Here is a 16,767-nt window from a genome sequence, read left to right on the forward strand (position 1 = left end):
CCGGGGCGGCGCGAGACACTAGGTTGACCTGGCTCCACATGCTTCGTCCAGCACGGCAGCCAGGCGCTGCGCCAGGTACTGGAAGCTGTGGTTGCGTTCGACGTACTCCCGCCCAGCGCGCCCCATGCGCTCGCGGGCCTCGAGCGGCGCTGCGGCGATGCTGATGATGGCGTCGGCCAGTGCCTCGGGCTGCTCCGCGCCCACCGTCAGTCCCGCCGCCGAGTCGGCCACCGGATTGTTGGCGGCATTGGAGGCGATGACGATTGGGCGTTCCGCAGCCAGGTAGTCGAACAGCTTGTTCATGCTGATGCCGTACCGGTACAGCTGAGGCAGGTCGCGCACGGCGATGACAAAGGCATCCGCCTCCATCGCCACGGCCGGGATGCGGCATTTCGGCACCGGCGGCTCAAAGCTGACATTGCTCAGGCCGAGCTCCCGCGCCTGCGCCATCAGCGCAGACTTCAGCTGGCCATCCCCCACCATGCGCAGGGTGATGTGCCGCCCCTCCGGCCGCTGTTGCACCAGCTTCATCGCCTGCAGCACGTTGTCCAGGCCGTTGGCCTGCCCGTGGGCGCCGAAATACATCAGCGTGAAACGCCCGGACGGCTCCCCGGTGCGCGCCGGTGGCGGCGGGAACAGCGACAGGTCCACGCCATTGGGTATCCAGGTGATGCGCTCCTTCGGGATGCCGAGCGGCGTGATGTACTCCCACGCGTGCGGCAGCAGCACGACGATGCGATCGGCGCGCCGGTACAGCCACGCCTCCAGCTTGCGCAGCGCCCAGGTCAGGAATTCCCCTTCACGCAGGCGGCCCATGTCCACCAGTGTCTGCGGCCACAGGTCGCGCACCTCGAACACGAATGGGACCTTGAAGCGGCGCGCCAGCAGGGCGCCCGCCGCCGCGGCCAAGGGATGCACGCTGGAACCGATCACCACGTCCGGGCGCGCCAGGCCGCGCGTGGTCCGCCGACGCAATGCGCGCCAGCTGTAGGCCAGCATGTTCAGGATGCGGCCGGCGCCATTGCCCTGGTATATCGGCGTGCGCACCCAGAGGAAGGGCACATCGCGAATACGGTCAAGGCGCGACAACTCACCTGCCGCCAGCGGCCGCTCTTCGCTGCCGACTGAGTTGGCGTTGGCCGCGATGACGGTCGCCTGCCAGCCAGACGAGCCCAGGTGCTCCGCGAGATGGAAGTGTCTCGTGCCGCCTGTGCCGCTGTTGGGTTCCTTGGCATAGTGATTGAGAATCCAGACGTGTTTCATGGATGGGCCCGATCGTTGGATGCTGGCGCAGATGTCATCGGCAGGCTTCGTCCAGTTGGACTCTCCCGGGGGTCTGGTGGGTCATCAGGGCAATGTGGGCTCGTCAAGAACGGCTCCGTGGCGCGACCGCTTGTCGGCGCACAAGGCAATGGTCACGGCCGGATGCTGAAACACTCTGCCGTCATCGGCTGCGTACTTCTTCAATCCAACCGACTACATCTAATCAAAGTCTGCCGCAATTGGAAAGTCCATAGCGTGGCCCGGCCCACACTCCGACGCGGCACCGTAGCGGCCTCAAGACAGCTGTTCGGCAGCTCAACGTATTCGCTTTGCGTTCGGCGTCGCACCCAACGCCATTGCGAGCGCAGTACCGAGTCCGGATAATTTTCCCAACCGCGTATTCACTCTGGAATTCTCTGAATGAGGCATATGACTCAGGAAACCCTCTCCTGGCTACAGCGGATTCTCGCGGAGCGGTTCGGCCATGGCTTTCAGCTGCAAGGGACTGATGCGGGCTTTGTCCGCCTGAGCCTTGCCGGTTCCGGCCAGGGATCGATTGAGATTGCCGCAGACCCCGGCACCTTCAGGCGCGCCGACTCGGCACTCACCTTCACCACCTGGGATGCGCTTGCCGAGGGCTGGCAGCCGGTCCTGCGCGGGCCCTTGCCGGCGCCAGGCCTCGCGCGCGCACCGTCGCCGCTGATCGAGGCAACCCCGACCGGCTACCGGATCCACTATGACATCCTCGGCCTGAGCTACTGGATGCTGTCGCGTCAGGAGGAGGTCGGCCGCACCGATCTTGACAACTACAATCGCTTTCCGGCCAGCGCCTCGCATGCCCACAAGCATGGCTATCTGGAGCGGCCGGTAGTGGATGAGTGGCTGCATATCCTTGGCCAGGTGATCCGGCGGCAGTGGCCCGAGCTGCAGCTCACGCAACTGCGGGCCAGCATGAAGGTGTCGCATGACGTGGATGTGCCCAGTCGCTATGGTTTTGGCTCCGCGGCGAGAATGGTCCGCCGCATGGCCGGCGACATACTGGTACGCCGGGACGTGAGAAGCGTGCTGCAGGCCCCGGCCATCCGGATGAAGACGCGGACCGCGCTGCATCCGACCGATCGGGTCAATACCTTCGACTGGCTCATGGATGTTTCCGAGCGCCATGGACTGGTCAGCGCCTTCTACTTCATCTGCGGCCGCACCGACCCCAGCAAGGATGCCGACTACGAGCCCGAGCATCCCGCCATACGCGGACTGATGCAGCGCATCCATGCCCGCGGCCACGAAATCGGCCTGCACCCGAGCTTCAATACCTATCAGGTCCCCGCGGCGGTCCAGGCGGAGGCAAGCCGGCTACGGCGGGTATGCGAGCAAGAGAAGATCACGCAGGAGGTGTGGGGCGGCCGCATGCACTACCTGCGCTGGGAGCACCCGACCACCATGCTCGCTTGGGAGCAGGCGGGCATGACCTACGACAGCACGCTCAGCTACGCCGACCGCGCCGGATTCCGCTGCGGAACCTGCTTCGAGTACCCGGCCTTCGATCCGGTCGCGGGAAAGGCCCTGAACCTGCGCATTCGCCCGCTGATCGCGATGGAAGCCACCGTCATGGGCTATATGCGGCTTGGAACCAGCGAGGCAGCCTGGAAGAAATTCCGGGAACTGAAGGATACCTGCAATGCGGTGAATGGCTGTTTCACGATGCTGTGGCACAACTCCTCGCTCGGCAATGCCGATGAGCGGGAGCTGTACCAGGCGGTGGTTGCCCACTGACAAGCCATCGCACCGGCAAGCCGCGGTCCCGCCTCCACAGGGACCGCGCTCGCTCGATGGCAGGCAGCGCTGCGGCGATGCCCTCGTCCTTCAGCGTGCGCCGTTGCGGCGAACCAGCGTAGGCCAGAACATCAGTTCGGCAAGCATGCGCCTGCTGTCGCCGTGCTTTCCGACCAGGCCTGGGTAATGCGCCACAACGAAGTCCCGGTCTTCGTCGCGTGGCGACTGCGTCAGGTCGTACAAGCGCACCCCCAGCGCATGCAGTGCGGGGCCACGTCGCAAAACCATCATAGATGAATGGGGTGCTATTTCAAAGACGCGATGGACTAGGTGTCACCTTCCTTCACCAGCCGTTCCGCGATCAGCTCCCGTTGCACGTAGGCGAGGCCGCCTTCGTCCCAGCGGCGCCAGACCGCGCCTTCGAGCGGACCACCGCAGTCCAGCGCGGCGGGCATCAAGCCGCCGGATTGCGCCTGCGCCGCCGGCACGGTGCAGGCCAGCAGTACAACCAGGCCGCCGGCGCCCAGCAGCGCCCGCGCAAGCGGGCGGCGGGCGCGTCCGTTGTGCTGCCTCATGCCAGCATCTCCTTGTAGAAGCGCAGGCGCCTTACCTCCCCGCTGGCCCCCGCTATCGGGACCGCATGAGCTGATACAGGGAAAGCGCCCTGGATGGTGTCTTCGAAATCAGGAAATAGGGTCTCTGAACAGCACCGAATCCCCGGAAGAAGCGTTCCACCGTTTCCAGCATGGAACCTGAAAAGTCATAGATCCTGGTTACCGTCGCGGCGAACCTGATCGTTTCCCATATGCAGTAGCTGCCGGCTCCGGTATTGGGCGGCATGTCCCGGTTTGCGCCACCCATCAGACCATAGGCGCTCCGCTCATCCCACACGAGATAGGCGCTATAGTGAGCCCGTCCCTCCTCGTCCTCGACGATGAATATCTTGCGCTTCCCACGCTCCTTGCACGCAGCATCGATCCGCCTCGCGACGTCATCGGAATAGCCTCGTCGCCATCTCGGGTCGGTGCCAACATTGCGGTTCAGGGGAAGGAATTCGTCAATACTATCGCTGTGGCGTACGCGAAGATTGAAGCGGCCAGTCGCCTTCCGGATGTCCTGTTTCACGGTGGGTTGCATGGCGCTCCAAAGCGACGTCTCGTCACTGAGGTCCGGAAGAATGTAGGTATATTTCGTGGTTTGCCGGTAGCCTTTCCAGAAGAAAGGCAGCCAGTTGGTATCGCTGTAATGCCACGCCTGCGCGAAATGATCGAACCTCGGCAATTGTTCAATCAACTCGGTCATCAGTTCCTTCTGTTGGCTGAGCAATTTTGTCGGTTTTGCGTCCTTGCACGCCAGCCAGGGACCCAAGCCATGGCCAGCGGGAGGCTGGGTAAGAATGACAAAGCCGTATTTCGTCCTCTTGACGTAGGGCATTGCCGCGATCACCTTCCCTGCCCGCTCCACCAGGGTCGCGCTCCACCGGTCAGGCCCGACCGTAGCGTCCAGCCACCAGGCCTGGCTGGAAAACGGGATTGAGCGTTCGATCTCGCAGAGATCTCTGTACTTCTGCTGATTGAGGTCCATATGTCTCAGTCATCGGTGAATGGCCGTTGTCGCTGTACGGGTCTTCCCCGATCACCAGACTAGCGGATCCTTGGTTATACATATGGAAGGGGAAGGACTCCTGCACTCCCGTACCGAACAGATAGCAGTGGAAGTCCCTGCCGTACCAGCCGTGGATCGTGCCTCTCCGGATGCAAGGGTCGGCGATGGAGATCCGCTCCCGCGCTATCCATCTAATCAAAGTTGCCGCTACTTTTGTAGGGCAGTGCGTGACCCAGCTCACACTTCACGCCAGAATCCGCTCGTAGAAATGCAGCAGCTTGTCCTGCTCCTTGGCCCAGTTGTATTTGCTGACCACGGTGCGGCGGCCGTTCTCACCCATGCGGCGCGCCTCATCCGGGTGCGTCACCAGATAGTCGACGGCAGCGGCGATCGCCTTCGGATCCAGCGGGTCCACGCACAGGCCGCTCTCGCTTTCCTCGACGATCTCACGCCAGAGCGGGCGTGTCGTTGCGCGGCGAGCCCTACTTGCTATGGCGGGCGGTCGATGAGCATGGCGCCGAACTCGACATGCTGCTGCAGAAGCGGCGCGACAAGGCCGCGGCCAAACACTTCTTTCAGCGCGTCCTGCGTTTCTGCCCGGCACCGCGCAGGATCGTCACCGATCAACTGCGCAGCCAATCGGGCCGAGAACAGCCACCAGCCGACCCGCGAACGGGAGCGGCGCATGCGTGGCTTTCGCGATCCGAAACGCACGCAGGCTTTCCTGTCGAGCTTCGGTCCGATTCGGCAACACTTCGCGCTGAAACGGCATCTGCTGTGTGCTTCGCTCTATCGCAAGCACCTCGCAGCGAGATTCACCGCCTGGCACCACTTCACCCAAGCGGCCCAAAATCCGTCATCCGCTGCCTAAGCAGTGGTACAACATGCCACTGCCTTGTCTCGCCATCGGCAAGTTGACAACGCCTTTGCATGCACTTCGGTTCGATGGTCTCGATGTCGGAGAAGCGCAGATTCTGCAGGCTGGCCCGCACCGTGCCCAGTCCGTCAGCGCGGCATTGCATTCTTCTGCTGGGGAAACGGCCTTGCGTGCCCACGGTTAATCGAATGGTCCACTCACGTTGCAACTCCTTGTATTTGTTCGATTTGAGTCAGACCGATTCCGGAACCGGCCGCTTTTGGCAGGCAAAACGTCATGCCGATAAGGCAGAGCAAAATTACGAAGCTTGGTCGCAGGCCCTTACGCCTGATCGCACGGCTAATGTCTCCACTCGGTAACATTAATTGGTGAGCCTGGACATATGAGACATCCGTGCGCCATCGCACCCAGTGCCGTTGTAACGCCTCCCGGTGATCTCGATAATTTGCTCAACCTTAACGGCTGCTTCACGAGGCTGTGGCACAACTCCTCGCTCGGCACCGCGAAGGAACGGGCCCTGTATCTGGCGGTGCTCGCACACACCTGAGCCCTTTTGTCGGACAACGGCTTCGAGATCGGTCTGCACAATGTTGGCGATGGCGCCTGCTCGAGGCAGGCGATCGCGGTCGGGCTGGGGATCTTTAAGGAGACCTTCGGCACCCATTCCAAGGCGTGGATATAGGATATGAGGAGAAGTGACCATGGCGAACATCACTGGCACGGGTATGCAGCAAGCGGTCTCCCTGAAATTCCTGGGGCATAACGGCTTTCTGGTCGAGTCGTCAACGGAATATCTTGCGATAGACCCCTGGCTCACCGATAACGGAGCATTCCATGGCAGCTGGTTCCAGTATCCAAAAAATCATCATCTTCAAGCCGAATTCATAGAGACAAGCCAAAGAAAGAAGGGCTGGATATATATCTCCCATGAGCATCAGGATCATTTTGACGTGGACACCCTGAGCAAGATCGGCCGGGATGCGGTATTTGTTATTCCACGATTTCGCGATGACGCCCTGAGGAGCGAGATCGACAAACTGGGATTTCAATATATCGAACTTCTCGATGGCCAGCCAAGCTTGATGAGCGCATGGTTGACGCTGACCTGCTTTGTGTCGGACATTGGAGTGAATCATGATAGCGCGCTTCTGATTGAAACGCCTGCTTTCAGTTTTTTCAACCAGAACGATTGCAAGATATTTGATCGGCTTGATCAGCTGCCCAGGTCGATAACCTACTATTCAGTTCAGTTTTCTGGGGCGACCTGGCATCCGGTCTGTTATGAGAATTACAGTGAAAGCGAACGAGCGGAGCTCAGCAAGGAAAAATCGATCAAAAAACTTGACAATGTGGTTGGCGCGATGCAAAGGCTTAAGCCAAGATTCTTCATCCCGGCTGCGGGGCCCGCAATATTTCCTTTCCTGCCCCTGCCCCTATCATACGGGGTCGGCAACATTTTCATTCACCAACCAGAACTTCATCAATATTTGTTGCGCGCCAATATTGAAAACATCCTGTACCCAAGGCCGGGGGATGAGATAAATGAACTCACCGCACGGGAGCCCATCGCCCCACCCAGGGAACGCGATATTCTTGATTACAAAAAGGATATTGCAGATCGCTGGGAAGGTCTTGCTATTGATTTTTCAAAGGAAAAACTGATAGATGAAATAAATAACAGACTGGATCAGATCTGGGACCTGGAATTCCAATGTGAGTCTCTTCTGGTACTGGCCTGGGGTGATGGCGAAGATGACTCCATATGTATTGATTTGTCAGAGAAAGCCATTATTAATCCGCCTGGTTCCATGCCGGCATTTTGGCGAATTACCGCGGACAAGAAATACTTTGCCTTGATGTGCGGCCGCGACCGATGGCAGAACATTCACCTCTCGCTGAGGGCAAAGCTATATCGCGCTCCTGACAGATTTGACAACATCATAAACATATTCCTACTTTCGGATGTCTCAAATCTTCGCGATTCCATACTCCAAACGCTCGCCATTCCGAAGGAAAGAATAATGATTTCCCGGGGCAGTGGAATACGTTATGAGATCAATCGCTATTGCCCTCACCAAGGAGCAGATCTGTCTTGCGCCACTATTACGGAAGATGGCAAGCTCATATGCCCGCGCCATGGTTGGGCCTTCTCGCTTGAGGATGACGGAAAGGCATTGGATGGAAGTTGCAGCCTGGAAGCGAAAATTATAGAACTGGAAGGATGAGACCTGCTGCAGCTTTATTCCACCGGCGCGTCATCGGCGAGGCGCACCCGACCACCATGCTCGCTTGGGAGCAGGCGGGCATGACCTACGACAGCACGCTCAGCTACGCCGACCGCGCCGGATTCCGCTGCGGAACCTGCTTCGAGTACCCGGCCTTCGATCCGGTCGCGGGAAAGGCCCTGAACCTGCGCATTCGCCCGCTGATCGCGATGGAAGCCACCGTCATGGGCTATATGCGGCTTGGAACCAGCGAGGCAGCCTGGAAGAAATTCCGGGAACTGAAGGATACCTGCAATGCGGTGAATGGCTGTTTCACGATGCTGTGGCACAACTCCTCGCTCGGCAATGCCGATGAGCGGGAGCTGTACCAGGCGGTGGTTGCCCACTGACAAGCCATCGCACCGGCAAGCCGCGGTCCCGCCTCCACAGGGACCGCGCTCGCTCGATGGCAGGCAGCGCTGCGGCGATGCCCTCGTCCTTCAGCGTGCGCCGTTGCGGCGAACCAGCGTAGGCCAGAACATCAGTTCGGCAAGCATGCGCCTGCTGTCGCCGTGCTTTCCGACCAGGCCTGGGTAATGCGCCACAACGAAGTCCCGGTCTTCGTCGCGTGGCGACTGCGTCAGGTCGTACAAGCGCACCCCCAGCGCATGCAGTGCGGGCCACGTCGCAAAGCCTCCGGTCGGGAAGGCCTCCGCCAGGCCATAGGGTGGAATGCCCTCCGCGCAACTGCCGGTGCCGTTGTCGTAGTTCACCCGATACCAGCCATTGGCGCCGCTGTAGTAGTTGGTGAACAGCGGGCGAGCCGGGTCCTGGTTCCACACATGACGACTGAACTGGCGCGCAAAAGCCGCGATGGTGTCTTGCGAGGGCAAGCTCGCCGGGGCGATGCCGAACACTTGCGCCATCGCTGAGCGATTGCGCTCGATGGCATCAAAGAAATGCACCAGCCGCCGCGCGTGGCTGATGTCCCAGCCGATGTTGGCGACCGGCTCAAAGCGCTCAGCGGAGATGTTCGTCTGCACCTTGAACACGTCTGGCCTGGCCGGATCGCGCTTGCAGACAACCGGCTTGTCGCGTCCGGTGTAGGCGGCATACCGGTTGTCGTCAAAGAGCCGCCAGAATCCCGCGTCGAGGTCGGCCACCCTGACGCCCTTGCCCGCTTTGCCATCCGCGCCAGGAAGCTCCTGTACAGTGATACGAGCCGCAACCAGGCGCAGGAGCAAGTCCAGATGCGTCTTCATCGCGGCGAAGCCGGGGTCATCCACGCCCGCCGCCGGAGCAAGGCGAGGCCGCGTCGCCAGGATGCCGGCCAGGTCCGCGTAGATGGCGATCTGCCAGAGTTCCTTGTCGGTCAGGAACAACTCGGACGAGCTGTTCTTCACATCCTCCGGCCTGGCGGCGATCCGCTTGTGCAACGCGTCCTGCGCCGCGGGCGCGCTCCAGCGCTCCAGGTGTTCGCGCGCGATGCGCGCGGTCTGCTCGACGAAATCGCCGGGAGCCCCGGTCCGGACCGCGCGGCTCATGCCGTTGGCAAGGCTGCTCGCGAATGCCAGGAACTGGGTGCTGTTGAGCATCACCTCGGAGTTGCGCAGCCAGACGGTGTGGCTGCACTCGGGCCCACCGCGGCATACCCATGCCCGGCCCGGCCGCTTGCCGGGCGCCGGTTCCAGCTGCGCGTAGGTGCTGGAGACCAGGCTGGCCAGCTGGCCCTGCCGGGCGATCCGCTGGCAACGTTGTGCCATGGCCAGCAGGTTGTGAAAGTAGATCTCAAAATGGTATAGCGCGTAGGTGTCACCCTCCTTCACCAGCCGTTCCGCGATCAGCTGCTGTTGCACGTAGGCGAAGCCGCGTTCGTCCCAGCGGCGCCAGACCGCGCCTTCGATCGGACCACCGCAGTCCAGCGCGGCGGGCATCAAGCCGCCGGATTGCGCCTGTGCCGCCGGCACGGTGCAGACCAGCAGTGCAACCAGGCCACAGGCCCGCAGCAGCGCCGGCGCACGGCGGCGGCGGGCGCGTCCGTTGTTCTGCCTCATGCCAGCATCTCCTTGTAGAAGCGCAGGCGCCTTGCCTCCCCGCTGGCCCCCGCTATCGGGACCGCATGAGCTGATACAGGGAAAGCGCCCTGGATGGTGTCTTCGAAATCAGGAAATAGGGTCTCTGAACAGCACCGAATCCCCGGAAGAAGCGTTCCACCGTTTCCAGCATGGAACCTGAAAAGTCATAGATCCTGGTTACCGTCGCGGCGAACCTGATCGTTTCCCATATGCAGTAGCTGCCGGCTCCGGTATTGGGCGGCATGTCCCGGTTTGCGCCACCCATCAGACCATAGGCGCTCCGCTCATCCCACACGAGATAGGCGCTATAGTGAGCCCGTCCCTCCTCGTCCTCGACGATGAATATCTTGCGCTTCCCACGCTCCTTGCACGCAGCATCGATCCGCCTCGCGACGTCATCGGAATAGCCTCGTCGCCATCTCGGGTCGGTGCCAACATTGCGGTTCAGGGGAAGGAATTCGTCAATACTATCGCTGTGGCGTACGCGAAGATTGAAGCGGCCAGTCGCCTTCCGGATGTCCTGTTTCACGGTGGGTTGCATGGCGCTCCAAAGCGACGTCTCGTCACTGAGGTCCGGAAGAATGTAGGTATATTTCGTGGTTTGCCGGTAGCCTTTCCAGAAGAAAGGCAGCCAGTTGGTATCGCTGTAATGCCACGCCTGCGCGAAATGATCGAACCTCGGCAATTGTTCAATCAACTCGGTCATCAGCTCCTTCTGTTGGCTGAGCAATTTTGTCGGTTTTGCGTCCTTGCACGCCAGCCAGGGACCCAAGCCATGGCCAGCGGGAGGCTGGGTAAGAATGACAAAGCCGTATTTCGTCCTCTTGACGTAGGGCATTGCCGCGATCACCTTCCCTGCCCGCTCCACCAGGGTCGCGCTCCACCGGTCAGGCCCGACCGTAGCGTCCAGCCACCAGGCCTGGCTGGAAAACGGGATTGAGCGTTCGATCTCGCAGAGCTCTCTGTACTTCTGCTGATTGATGTCCATATGCCTCAGTCATCGATGAGTGACTATTGTCGCTGTACGGGTCTTTGCCCGATCACAAGACTAGTGGATCCATGGCACGCGCAACATCATGCAGATGGCGATCAGCCGTCGGACGGAAGGTATCGCGGAGGCCCGGCATGGTGGCAATGCCTGGTGCCCACCCCTCACCGGCCTGCCGGACGTGGTGATCGTGCATCCCTATCTGCTTCATGAGACCGTGCGCGCCTGACGGTCTGTGGTGGCTTGCACGCCCGCCTGCGCTTGTCCAGCGCGCACGCCGTCGCGCCCCATGCCAAGGCGAAAATCGGGTCGTTGACGGATTTGGCGGTGGCCGCCAATGTCACCGCATAGACGCTGAACGCCAGCGCTAGCGCGACCTGCGGATCCGCCGCGTAGCCCTTTCTGGCCAGCCTGGCCGACTGCACCAATGCATAGCCAAGCAGGAGGACAAAGCCCAGAAAGCCCACCAGCCCGTAGCTGACCCAGGCGGAAAGCGCGTTGTGCGCATAGGCCCCCATCTCGCCAAGGTACATCTGGGAACCATAGCTGCCGAGCAGGGGATGCTCCCCGATGGTCTTGACGGCATACCCGAGCAACTCGTTTCTTGCCTGATAGGAAGTGGATTCCCTGATCTCCAGAAGCTGCAGGATGCGCGAGCTGCCATCGAAGACTTCGAAATTGACAGCCAGATAGGCGACGCACGCAATGCCCAGCGGAACCCAGATCAGCGTGGTACGCAATGCGCCTTCCCGAATTCCGAAGAGAACTGCGGCCACCACCAGGAATCCCATGAACTCGGACCGCGCCCCTAACAGGAACAATAGCGGCACGGTAATCACTACAATCAGTGCGCCACGCAATCCCCGATTCAACGCGAGCAACACCAGGGCGACAACGGCGGCCGAACGGGCCAGACCCTGATAGCCGGAGACCCGCACCGCGTCACCAACGACTCTTTCGGTATCGTAGAACTGGCCATCCGAGTTCCATGCGGCGACGGCCAGGAAGTAGAGCAGTGAAAGAGATAGTATCCAACGCAGCCACTTCCCGTTCAGATCGAGGCTCCGTACCGCCACGTAGACCACCAGCCACAGGAATATCGTGCTGAGGTTATACATGTAGAAGGGGAAGGACTCCTGCACTCCCGTACCGAACAGATAGTGCAGGCTTGACCATGCCGTGACAAAAGACACATACAGGAAGAAAGCCTGATCGATAAACAGTGTCCGCTCGCGCCCGACTATCAGCGCACCGAAGCCGAGTATCAGCAGCGGGATGCCGAGCACCACCGACATGGGGCCGAAGAAGCCGCCCAGCACCGGCGGAAACAAAGCGCCGGCAACCGCGCTGTGATAGAAGAAGTAGCCCGGAAAGAGCGTGAGGAAGACTACGCCGCCGAACAATGAGAAGTAGCTGTGCTTCATGATCGCCCTGCTGCTTCCCCTGTCAGTCGTTATTTCGGTCGAATTCCCGATCGCCATCGCGTTCGTCCCCGTCAATCAGCCTGTGGAGGTCCCGGCCGCACAAGCCGTGGATCGTGCCTCTCCGGATGCAAGGGTCGGCGATGGAGATCCGCTCCCGCGCTATCCATCTAATCAAAGTTGCCGCTACTTTTGTAGGGCAGTGCGTGACCCAGCTCACACTTCACGCCAGAATCCGCTCGTAGAAATGCAGCAGCTTGTCCTGCTCCTTGGCCCAGTTGTATTTGCTGACCACGGTGCGGCGGCCGTTCTCACCCATGCGGCGCGCCTCATCCGGGTGCGTCACCAGATAGTCGACGGCAGCGGCGATCGCCTTCGGATCCAGCGGGTCCACGCACAGGCCGCTCTCGCTTTCCTCGACGATCTCACGCCAGAGCGGAAAGCTGGAGGCAATGGGCGGGATCCCCGCGGCCATGTACTCGAACATCTTCACAGGCAACGCATCGAGGAAATTGATCATCGGGTGGAGCGTCACCAGGCCGGCCACCGACCGCGCCAGCACGCTCCGCACCCCGGCCCGGTCCAGGAACCCGAGTTCGTTGACGCGGGACCAGCCGCTGGCCGCCCTTACCTCCGACTCCAGCGCCTCGTCGCCGAACCGGCCAGCCAGGTTCAGCCGCACGGCGGACTGCATCTGCTCCAGCGCCATGACGGTCTCGCGGATACCGCGACTTGAACTGATGCCGCCGACATAGCAGATTTCCGCACGCTTGGCTTCCCAGTCCACCGGACCGTCCAGTTCGCCGAGAATGGGAAAATTGTTGATGTCGACCGTGCGCGGATTGATCGGCAGGAACTTGTCCCGGATATATGGCGTGGCCGCCACGATGCCGTCGAATGCGCGACAGGCGTGCCGCTCGTACATGGCGAAGACGCCCGACAGCGCTCGCAACCGCCGCGGTCCCAGGTAGGGCTTGGTGAGCAACTGCTTGGGCACATCCTCATGCGAGTCATAGATGACACGCTTACCCATCTTCTTCAGCCTCAAGCCAACGGGAATCAGCTCGGGGTCGTGCAGGTGGTAGACATCGGCATTCAGCGTGATCGCGCGGCGCAGCACGCGCGCGGTGGTACTGAAGACGCGGTTCAAGCGCCCCGGCGAGGTGCCGACATCGGCGATGAAAACCCCTTCCCGGCTTTCATCTCCATTGCCGTCGGCCACAACCAGCGAGACCCGATAGCCATTGGCCGCCAGGCTGCGGCAATGCTTGAGGAAGATCCGGTCATCGTAGCGTGGATGAACCGAGGTGAGGTGGGCTACGTTAAGCATCTGCGCTTGTCACTCCGTCTACAACCCATTTCATGTCTGGCCGGTGCCGGGGCGCGTCTCGCGCAGGGTGCGCCGCATCCAGAACGCCGAAAGCGCCAGGAAGTAAATCGCGCTGGCAAGAGTGCGCCAGTCGGGTTCGCCGCTGAACAGCAATATCGACGGCAGCGCCCAGGCGCAGAAGACGAGAATCCGTCTCGCATCGTGCGCCATCATTGCCCTGAGCCCTACCCCCACTCGCGACATGAACAGGGCCAGCATCCCGAGATAGGCGAAGGCGCTCACCACCGAAAACACGGCAATGCTCGGGTCCGCCGGAACGCTGAATCCGTAACACATTGCCAGCGTGGCAAGACGAATTGCGAAGGTGCTGAACTGCGCGGTCAGTTCCATCTTCTGCAACTCCATCACATCGGGAAGGCAGGACAGCGGAGAGAACTGGAACTGAAAATAGATCCAGGGTGCCATCCAGCGCGCATAGTGGCCGGCCATGCGCCACCGTTCACCGAACACGGCTGCGAACAGGTCCGGCCCGGCGCAGATAAGCAGCACCAGCGCCGGGATGCCGGCGTTGGCCAGCTTCCGGCGCAGCGCCTCGGCCACCTCGGGCAGGCGGCCGGCCCGCAGGGCGGCCGGGGCCTGGGCGAAGAATACGCTGCCGATCGCGGCGCCGATCAGCGTGGTCGGCGCCGACACCATGCGCAGCGCAAAAGCAAAGTAGCCCACTACCGCAGCGCCAAACAATGCCGAGAAGATCAGCGGCACCAGGTGCACGCCTGCCACATTGAATATGGCCGTCCAGGTGGAATACAGCGGAAAGTCCTTGTAGCGGCGTGCAAGGGCAACGATCCGGAGCACTTTTATGTTGCCGCCCCGCCTGCGCCGGATTTCCCTGATTGCGTAGAAAAGTCCGCCGGTGCCATGCCCGATCACTGTTCCGCCTATCAAGGCCAATACGCCGAAGCCGTGGCCTCCCAGTTGAACCAGGTTTGCAATCAGGGACCGCAGCAGCCTGGTCTGCGCCAACTGGCCGAAGTACTGCATCCGGACCATCCATCTCTCGATCACGGTGTAGAGTCCGGCCGAAGCAACGCCGAAGGGGAGCAGCCAGAGAACGCTGGCGTCGATCGACCAGTTCAGGGCCAGGATCAGCGAATCACCGAACAGCAGCACGCCGAGCCCGCATAGCGCGGTAGTCGACGCAACACACAGCAGGCACAAAGCCACCAGGTTCTCGGCATCGCGGTCGCTGGCGGGCAGGGCGATCGACGCGTCGTAGCGCAGGCAGGCGACAACGCCGAAGAACGCCAGCAGGCCCGCGAAGACCGCCACGGCGCCAAAATCCTGCGGAGCATAGAGGCGGGTCAGAATTGGCGATGCCGCCAGCGTGAGTACCTGCGCGGCGGCCTGCCCGCTGACCAGCACGCCTACACTTCTGCCTACGCGCGGCTTCGCTGCCGTGTCGGGGTCCGCGGCAAGCGCTTGCTTGGTCAAGGCACGACTCGCTCTGGCTGGCGCATGACAAGTTGGAGAATTGCTGAACAAATGGCCTGCTGGCTTGCCATGTCGAGGTAAGGATGCATTGGCAGGCTCAACACGTGCTGCGCCATTGCGTCGCCGACCGGCAGGCGGGCCTGGCAAGCGGCTACTGCGGGCTGCCGGTTCAACGGCAGCGGATAGTGCACGACGGTGGGTATCCCTGCGGCCTTCAGTTCGTCCTGCAGGGCGTCGCGATCCTGGACACGAATCGTGTACTGCGCATACACGCTGAGGTTGTGCGGTTCGACATGCGGCGTGGCCTCGAACCCACCGCGACGGAACAGTTCCCCGTACCGCACCGCCACTTGCTGGCGCAACGCCACCTCCTCATCGAAGATCGACAGCTTCGCCAGCAGGATGGCCGCCTGCAACGTATCCAGCCGGCTGTTCACGCCAACGCGGACATGATGGTAGCGCCGGTCCTGACCGTGACGGGCGATCTGGCGCATCACCCTGGCCAGTTCGTCGTCGTTGGTGAAGATCGCCCCGCCGTCGCCGTAGCAACCCAGCGGCTTGCTGGGAAAGAAGCTGGTACAGGCGATGGTGGACAGATTGCAGCTGCTGCGGCCCTTGTAGGCGGCGCCGAAGCTCTGCGCGGCGTCCTCGATGACCGGGATGCCATGGCGTTCGGCAATGGCGTTGATGGCGTCGAAATCTGCGCACTGGCCATACAAGCTGACCGGGACGATGGCCCTGGTGCGGGGCGTGATAGCGGCTTCGAGTGCCGCCGGATCCAGGTTATAGGTGCGCGGATCCACGTCCACATAGACCGGCTTCGCTCCCAGCAGGGCCACGGTTTCGGCGGTGGCAATATAGGTGAAGCCGGGCATGATGACCTCATCGCCGGCGCCGATGCCCAGCGCCATCTGGGCGATCTGCAGCGCGTCCGTACCGTTGGCGCAGCTGATGCAATGCCGGGCGCCGGTATAGTGCGCCAGCCGCTGCTCCAGTTCCTCGACCTCCGGGCCCAGGATATATTGACCGTGCGCCAGCACCCGCTGGATGCCAGCGTCAATCTTGTACTTGATGCGGGCTTGCTGGGCTTTGAGGTCGATAAACTCGATCATGGCAAATTTCCTCTGCAGACAGATTCGGCAAGCCGGGGCACTGCCTCAGGCCGCGGCCTTGTGTAGCGTGGCGCCATCCAGGACGTAGCGCTGCCCGCTATTCGGGCACACGGCCTCGCCTTCGCCGCGCACTGGCAGGTCGAGCTGCTCGCCGAATTCGCTCATCCAGCCGATCTGGCGTGCAGGCACGCCGACCATCAGCGCGTAGGCCGGCACGTCCTTGTTGACGACGGCGCCGGCGCCGACGAAGGCATATTCGCCGATCACGACACCGCAGACGATGGTGCAATTGGCGCCCAGCGTCGCGCCCCGCTTCACCAGCGTGTCGCGGTACTCGTCCTTGCGCTCGATCAGCGAGCGAGGGTTATATACGTTGGTGAACACCATGCTGGGGCCGCAGAAGACGCCATCTTCGAGCGTGACGTTGTCATAGACGGAGACGTTGTTCTGCACCTTGACGTGGTCGCCGATGACGACACGGTTGCCGACGAACACGTTCTGGCCGAGCGAGCAGTGGCTGCCGATGCGCGCGCCGGCGCAGACGTGCACGAAATGCCAGACGCGCGATCCTTCGCCGATCTGTGCTCCTTCGTCAACGATGGCAGAGGGATGTATCTGGTATGTCATC

Annotated in this window: 15 protein-coding genes and 1 pseudogene; 4 read left to right on the plus strand and 12 right to left on the minus strand. The window is 61.7% G+C overall.

The window, feature by feature from the left end; translation table 11 throughout:
- Positions 1-18: 18 nt before the first annotated feature.
- Positions 19-1,263 carry a glycosyltransferase family 4 protein gene (locus ABNX08_RS26975; protein ID WP_022538761.1) on the minus strand — a complete coding sequence of 415 codons (1,245 nt, stop codon included), beginning with the start codon at positions 1,261-1,263 and terminating at the stop codon, positions 19-21.
- Between the two features lie 420 nt (positions 1,264-1,683).
- On the opposite strand from ABNX08_RS26975, the gene ABNX08_RS26980 reads away from it, so the two are divergent.
- Positions 1,684-3,036: a polysaccharide deacetylase family protein gene (locus ABNX08_RS26980; protein WP_041681793.1), complete on the plus strand. Its 1,353-nt coding sequence runs from the start codon at positions 1,684-1,686 to the stop codon at positions 3,034-3,036.
- 90 nt (positions 3,037-3,126) lie between these two features.
- Here ABNX08_RS26980 and ABNX08_RS26985 read toward each other — a convergent pair whose 3' ends face one another.
- From ABNX08_RS26985 to ABNX08_RS27000, 4 genes are all read right to left on the minus strand, one after another.
- Entirely contained in the window at positions 3,127-3,327 is a 201-nt protein-coding gene (locus tag ABNX08_RS26985; RefSeq protein ID WP_022538763.1) for a hypothetical protein, read from the minus strand.
- A gap of 35 nt (positions 3,328-3,362) precedes the next feature.
- Entirely contained in the window at positions 3,363-3,611 is a 249-nt protein-coding gene (locus ABNX08_RS26990; RefSeq protein ID WP_022538764.1) for a hypothetical protein, read from the minus strand.
- A 52-nt stretch (positions 3,612-3,663) separates the two neighbouring features.
- Positions 3,664-4,620 carry a hypothetical protein gene (locus ABNX08_RS26995; RefSeq protein ID WP_022538765.1) on the minus strand — a complete coding sequence of 319 codons (957 nt, stop codon included), beginning with the start codon at positions 4,618-4,620 and terminating at the stop codon, positions 3,664-3,666.
- Between the two features lie 265 nt (positions 4,621-4,885).
- Positions 4,886-5,134 (minus strand): glycosyltransferase, encoded by a 249-nt coding sequence (locus ABNX08_RS27000; RefSeq protein ID WP_349605902.1) that lies wholly within the window; start codon positions 5,132-5,134, stop codon positions 4,886-4,888.
- On the opposite strand from ABNX08_RS27000, the pseudogene ABNX08_RS27005 reads away from it, so the two are divergent.
- From ABNX08_RS27005 to ABNX08_RS27015, 3 genes and pseudogenes are all read left to right on the plus strand, one after another.
- Positions 5,104-5,512, plus strand: a pseudogene (locus tag ABNX08_RS27005) (DDE-type integrase/transposase/recombinase); the annotation flags it as partial. The gene ABNX08_RS27000 and the pseudogene ABNX08_RS27005 sit on opposite strands and share 31 nt — an antisense overlap.
- 707 nt (positions 5,513-6,219) lie before the next feature.
- Positions 6,220-7,743 (plus strand): Rieske 2Fe-2S domain-containing protein, encoded by a 1,524-nt coding sequence (locus ABNX08_RS27010; protein WP_022538770.1) that lies wholly within the window; start codon positions 6,220-6,222, stop codon positions 7,741-7,743.
- Positions 7,740-8,132, plus strand: coding sequence for a hypothetical protein (locus tag ABNX08_RS27015; RefSeq protein ID WP_022538771.1), 393 nt, complete (start codon positions 7,740-7,742; stop codon positions 8,130-8,132). The genes ABNX08_RS27010 and ABNX08_RS27015 overlap by 4 nt, the downstream gene beginning before the upstream one ends.
- A 90-nt stretch (positions 8,133-8,222) precedes the next feature.
- On the opposite strand, the gene ABNX08_RS27020 is transcribed toward ABNX08_RS27015, so the two are convergent.
- From ABNX08_RS27020 to wbpD, 7 genes are all read right to left on the minus strand, one after another.
- A complete protein-coding gene (locus tag ABNX08_RS27020; protein ID WP_022538772.1) occupies positions 8,223-9,776 on the minus strand; it encodes a hypothetical protein in 1,554 nt (517 codons plus the stop codon).
- A gap of 52 nt (positions 9,777-9,828) precedes the next feature.
- Entirely contained in the window at positions 9,829-10,785 is a 957-nt protein-coding gene (locus ABNX08_RS27025; RefSeq protein WP_022538773.1) for a hypothetical protein, read from the minus strand.
- A 164-nt stretch (positions 10,786-10,949) separates the two neighbouring features.
- Positions 10,950-12,209 carry an O-antigen ligase gene (locus tag ABNX08_RS27030; protein ID WP_022538774.1) on the minus strand — a complete coding sequence of 420 codons (1,260 nt, stop codon included), beginning with the start codon at positions 12,207-12,209 and terminating at the stop codon, positions 10,950-10,952.
- 220 nt (positions 12,210-12,429) lie between these two features.
- Entirely contained in the window at positions 12,430-13,536 is a 1,107-nt protein-coding gene (locus ABNX08_RS27035) for a glycosyltransferase family 4 protein (protein ID WP_022538775.1), read from the minus strand.
- A 30-nt stretch (positions 13,537-13,566) separates the two neighbouring features.
- On the minus strand, positions 13,567-15,027 hold the full coding sequence (locus ABNX08_RS27040; protein ID WP_374063718.1) for a lipopolysaccharide biosynthesis protein: 1,461 nt from the start codon (positions 15,025-15,027) through the stop codon (positions 13,567-13,569).
- A complete protein-coding gene (locus ABNX08_RS27045; RefSeq protein WP_022538777.1) occupies positions 15,024-16,139 on the minus strand; it encodes a DegT/DnrJ/EryC1/StrS aminotransferase family protein in 1,116 nt (371 codons plus the stop codon). The genes ABNX08_RS27040 and ABNX08_RS27045 overlap by 4 nt, the downstream gene beginning before the upstream one ends.
- 45 nt (positions 16,140-16,184) lie before the next feature.
- Positions 16,185-16,766, minus strand: coding sequence for a UDP-2-acetamido-3-amino-2,3-dideoxy-D-glucuronate N-acetyltransferase (wbpD, locus tag ABNX08_RS27050; RefSeq protein ID WP_022538778.1), 582 nt, complete (start codon positions 16,764-16,766; stop codon positions 16,185-16,187).
- Position 16,767 lies beyond the last annotated feature (1 nt).

Origin of the sequence: Cupriavidus sp. DF5525 (assembly GCF_040149425.2) — a bacterium.
Classification (GTDB): domain Bacteria; phylum Pseudomonadota; class Gammaproteobacteria; order Burkholderiales; family Burkholderiaceae; genus Cupriavidus; species Cupriavidus pickettii_A.

What these genes read in the sequence shown, in the direction of transcription:
- ABNX08_RS26975 (WP_022538761.1), bottom strand. Translation starts at nt 1,263, where the DNA reads ATGAAACACGTCTGGATTCTCAATCACTATGCCAAGGAACCCAACAGC.
- ABNX08_RS26985 (WP_022538763.1), bottom strand. Translation starts at nt 3,327, where the DNA reads ATGATGGTTTTGCGACGTGGCCCCGCACTGCATGCGCTGGGGGTGCGC.
- ABNX08_RS27010 (WP_022538770.1), top strand. Translation starts at nt 6,220, where the DNA reads ATGGCGAACATCACTGGCACGGGTATGCAGCAAGCGGTCTCCCTGAAA.
- ABNX08_RS27045 (WP_022538777.1), bottom strand. Translation starts at nt 16,139, where the DNA reads ATGATCGAGTTTATCGACCTCAAAGCCCAGCAAGCCCGCATCAAGTAC.
- ABNX08_RS26980 (WP_041681793.1), top strand. Translation starts at nt 1,684, where the DNA reads ATGAGGCATATGACTCAGGAAACCCTCTCCTGGCTACAGCGGATTCTC.
- ABNX08_RS27030 (WP_022538774.1), bottom strand. Translation starts at nt 12,209, where the DNA reads ATGAAGCACAGCTACTTCTCATTGTTCGGCGGCGTAGTCTTCCTCACG.
- ABNX08_RS27035 (WP_022538775.1), bottom strand. Translation starts at nt 13,536, where the DNA reads ATGCTTAACGTAGCCCACCTCACCTCGGTTCATCCACGCTACGATGAC.
- ABNX08_RS27020 (WP_022538772.1), bottom strand. Translation starts at nt 9,776, where the DNA reads ATGAGGCAGAACAACGGACGCGCCCGCCGCCGCCGTGCGCCGGCGCTG.
- ABNX08_RS26995 (WP_022538765.1), bottom strand. Translation starts at nt 4,620, where the DNA reads ATGGACCTCAATCAGCAGAAGTACAGAGATCTCTGCGAGATCGAACGC.
- wbpD (WP_022538778.1), bottom strand. Translation starts at nt 16,766, where the DNA reads ATGACATACCAGATACATCCCTCTGCCATCGTTGACGAAGGAGCACAG.
- ABNX08_RS27025 (WP_022538773.1), bottom strand. Translation starts at nt 10,785, where the DNA reads ATGGACATCAATCAGCAGAAGTACAGAGAGCTCTGCGAGATCGAACGC.
- ABNX08_RS26990 (WP_022538764.1), bottom strand. Translation starts at nt 3,611, where the DNA reads ATGAGGCAGCACAACGGACGCGCCCGCCGCCCGCTTGCGCGGGCGCTG.
- ABNX08_RS27015 (WP_022538771.1), top strand. Translation starts at nt 7,740, where the DNA reads ATGAGACCTGCTGCAGCTTTATTCCACCGGCGCGTCATCGGCGAGGCG.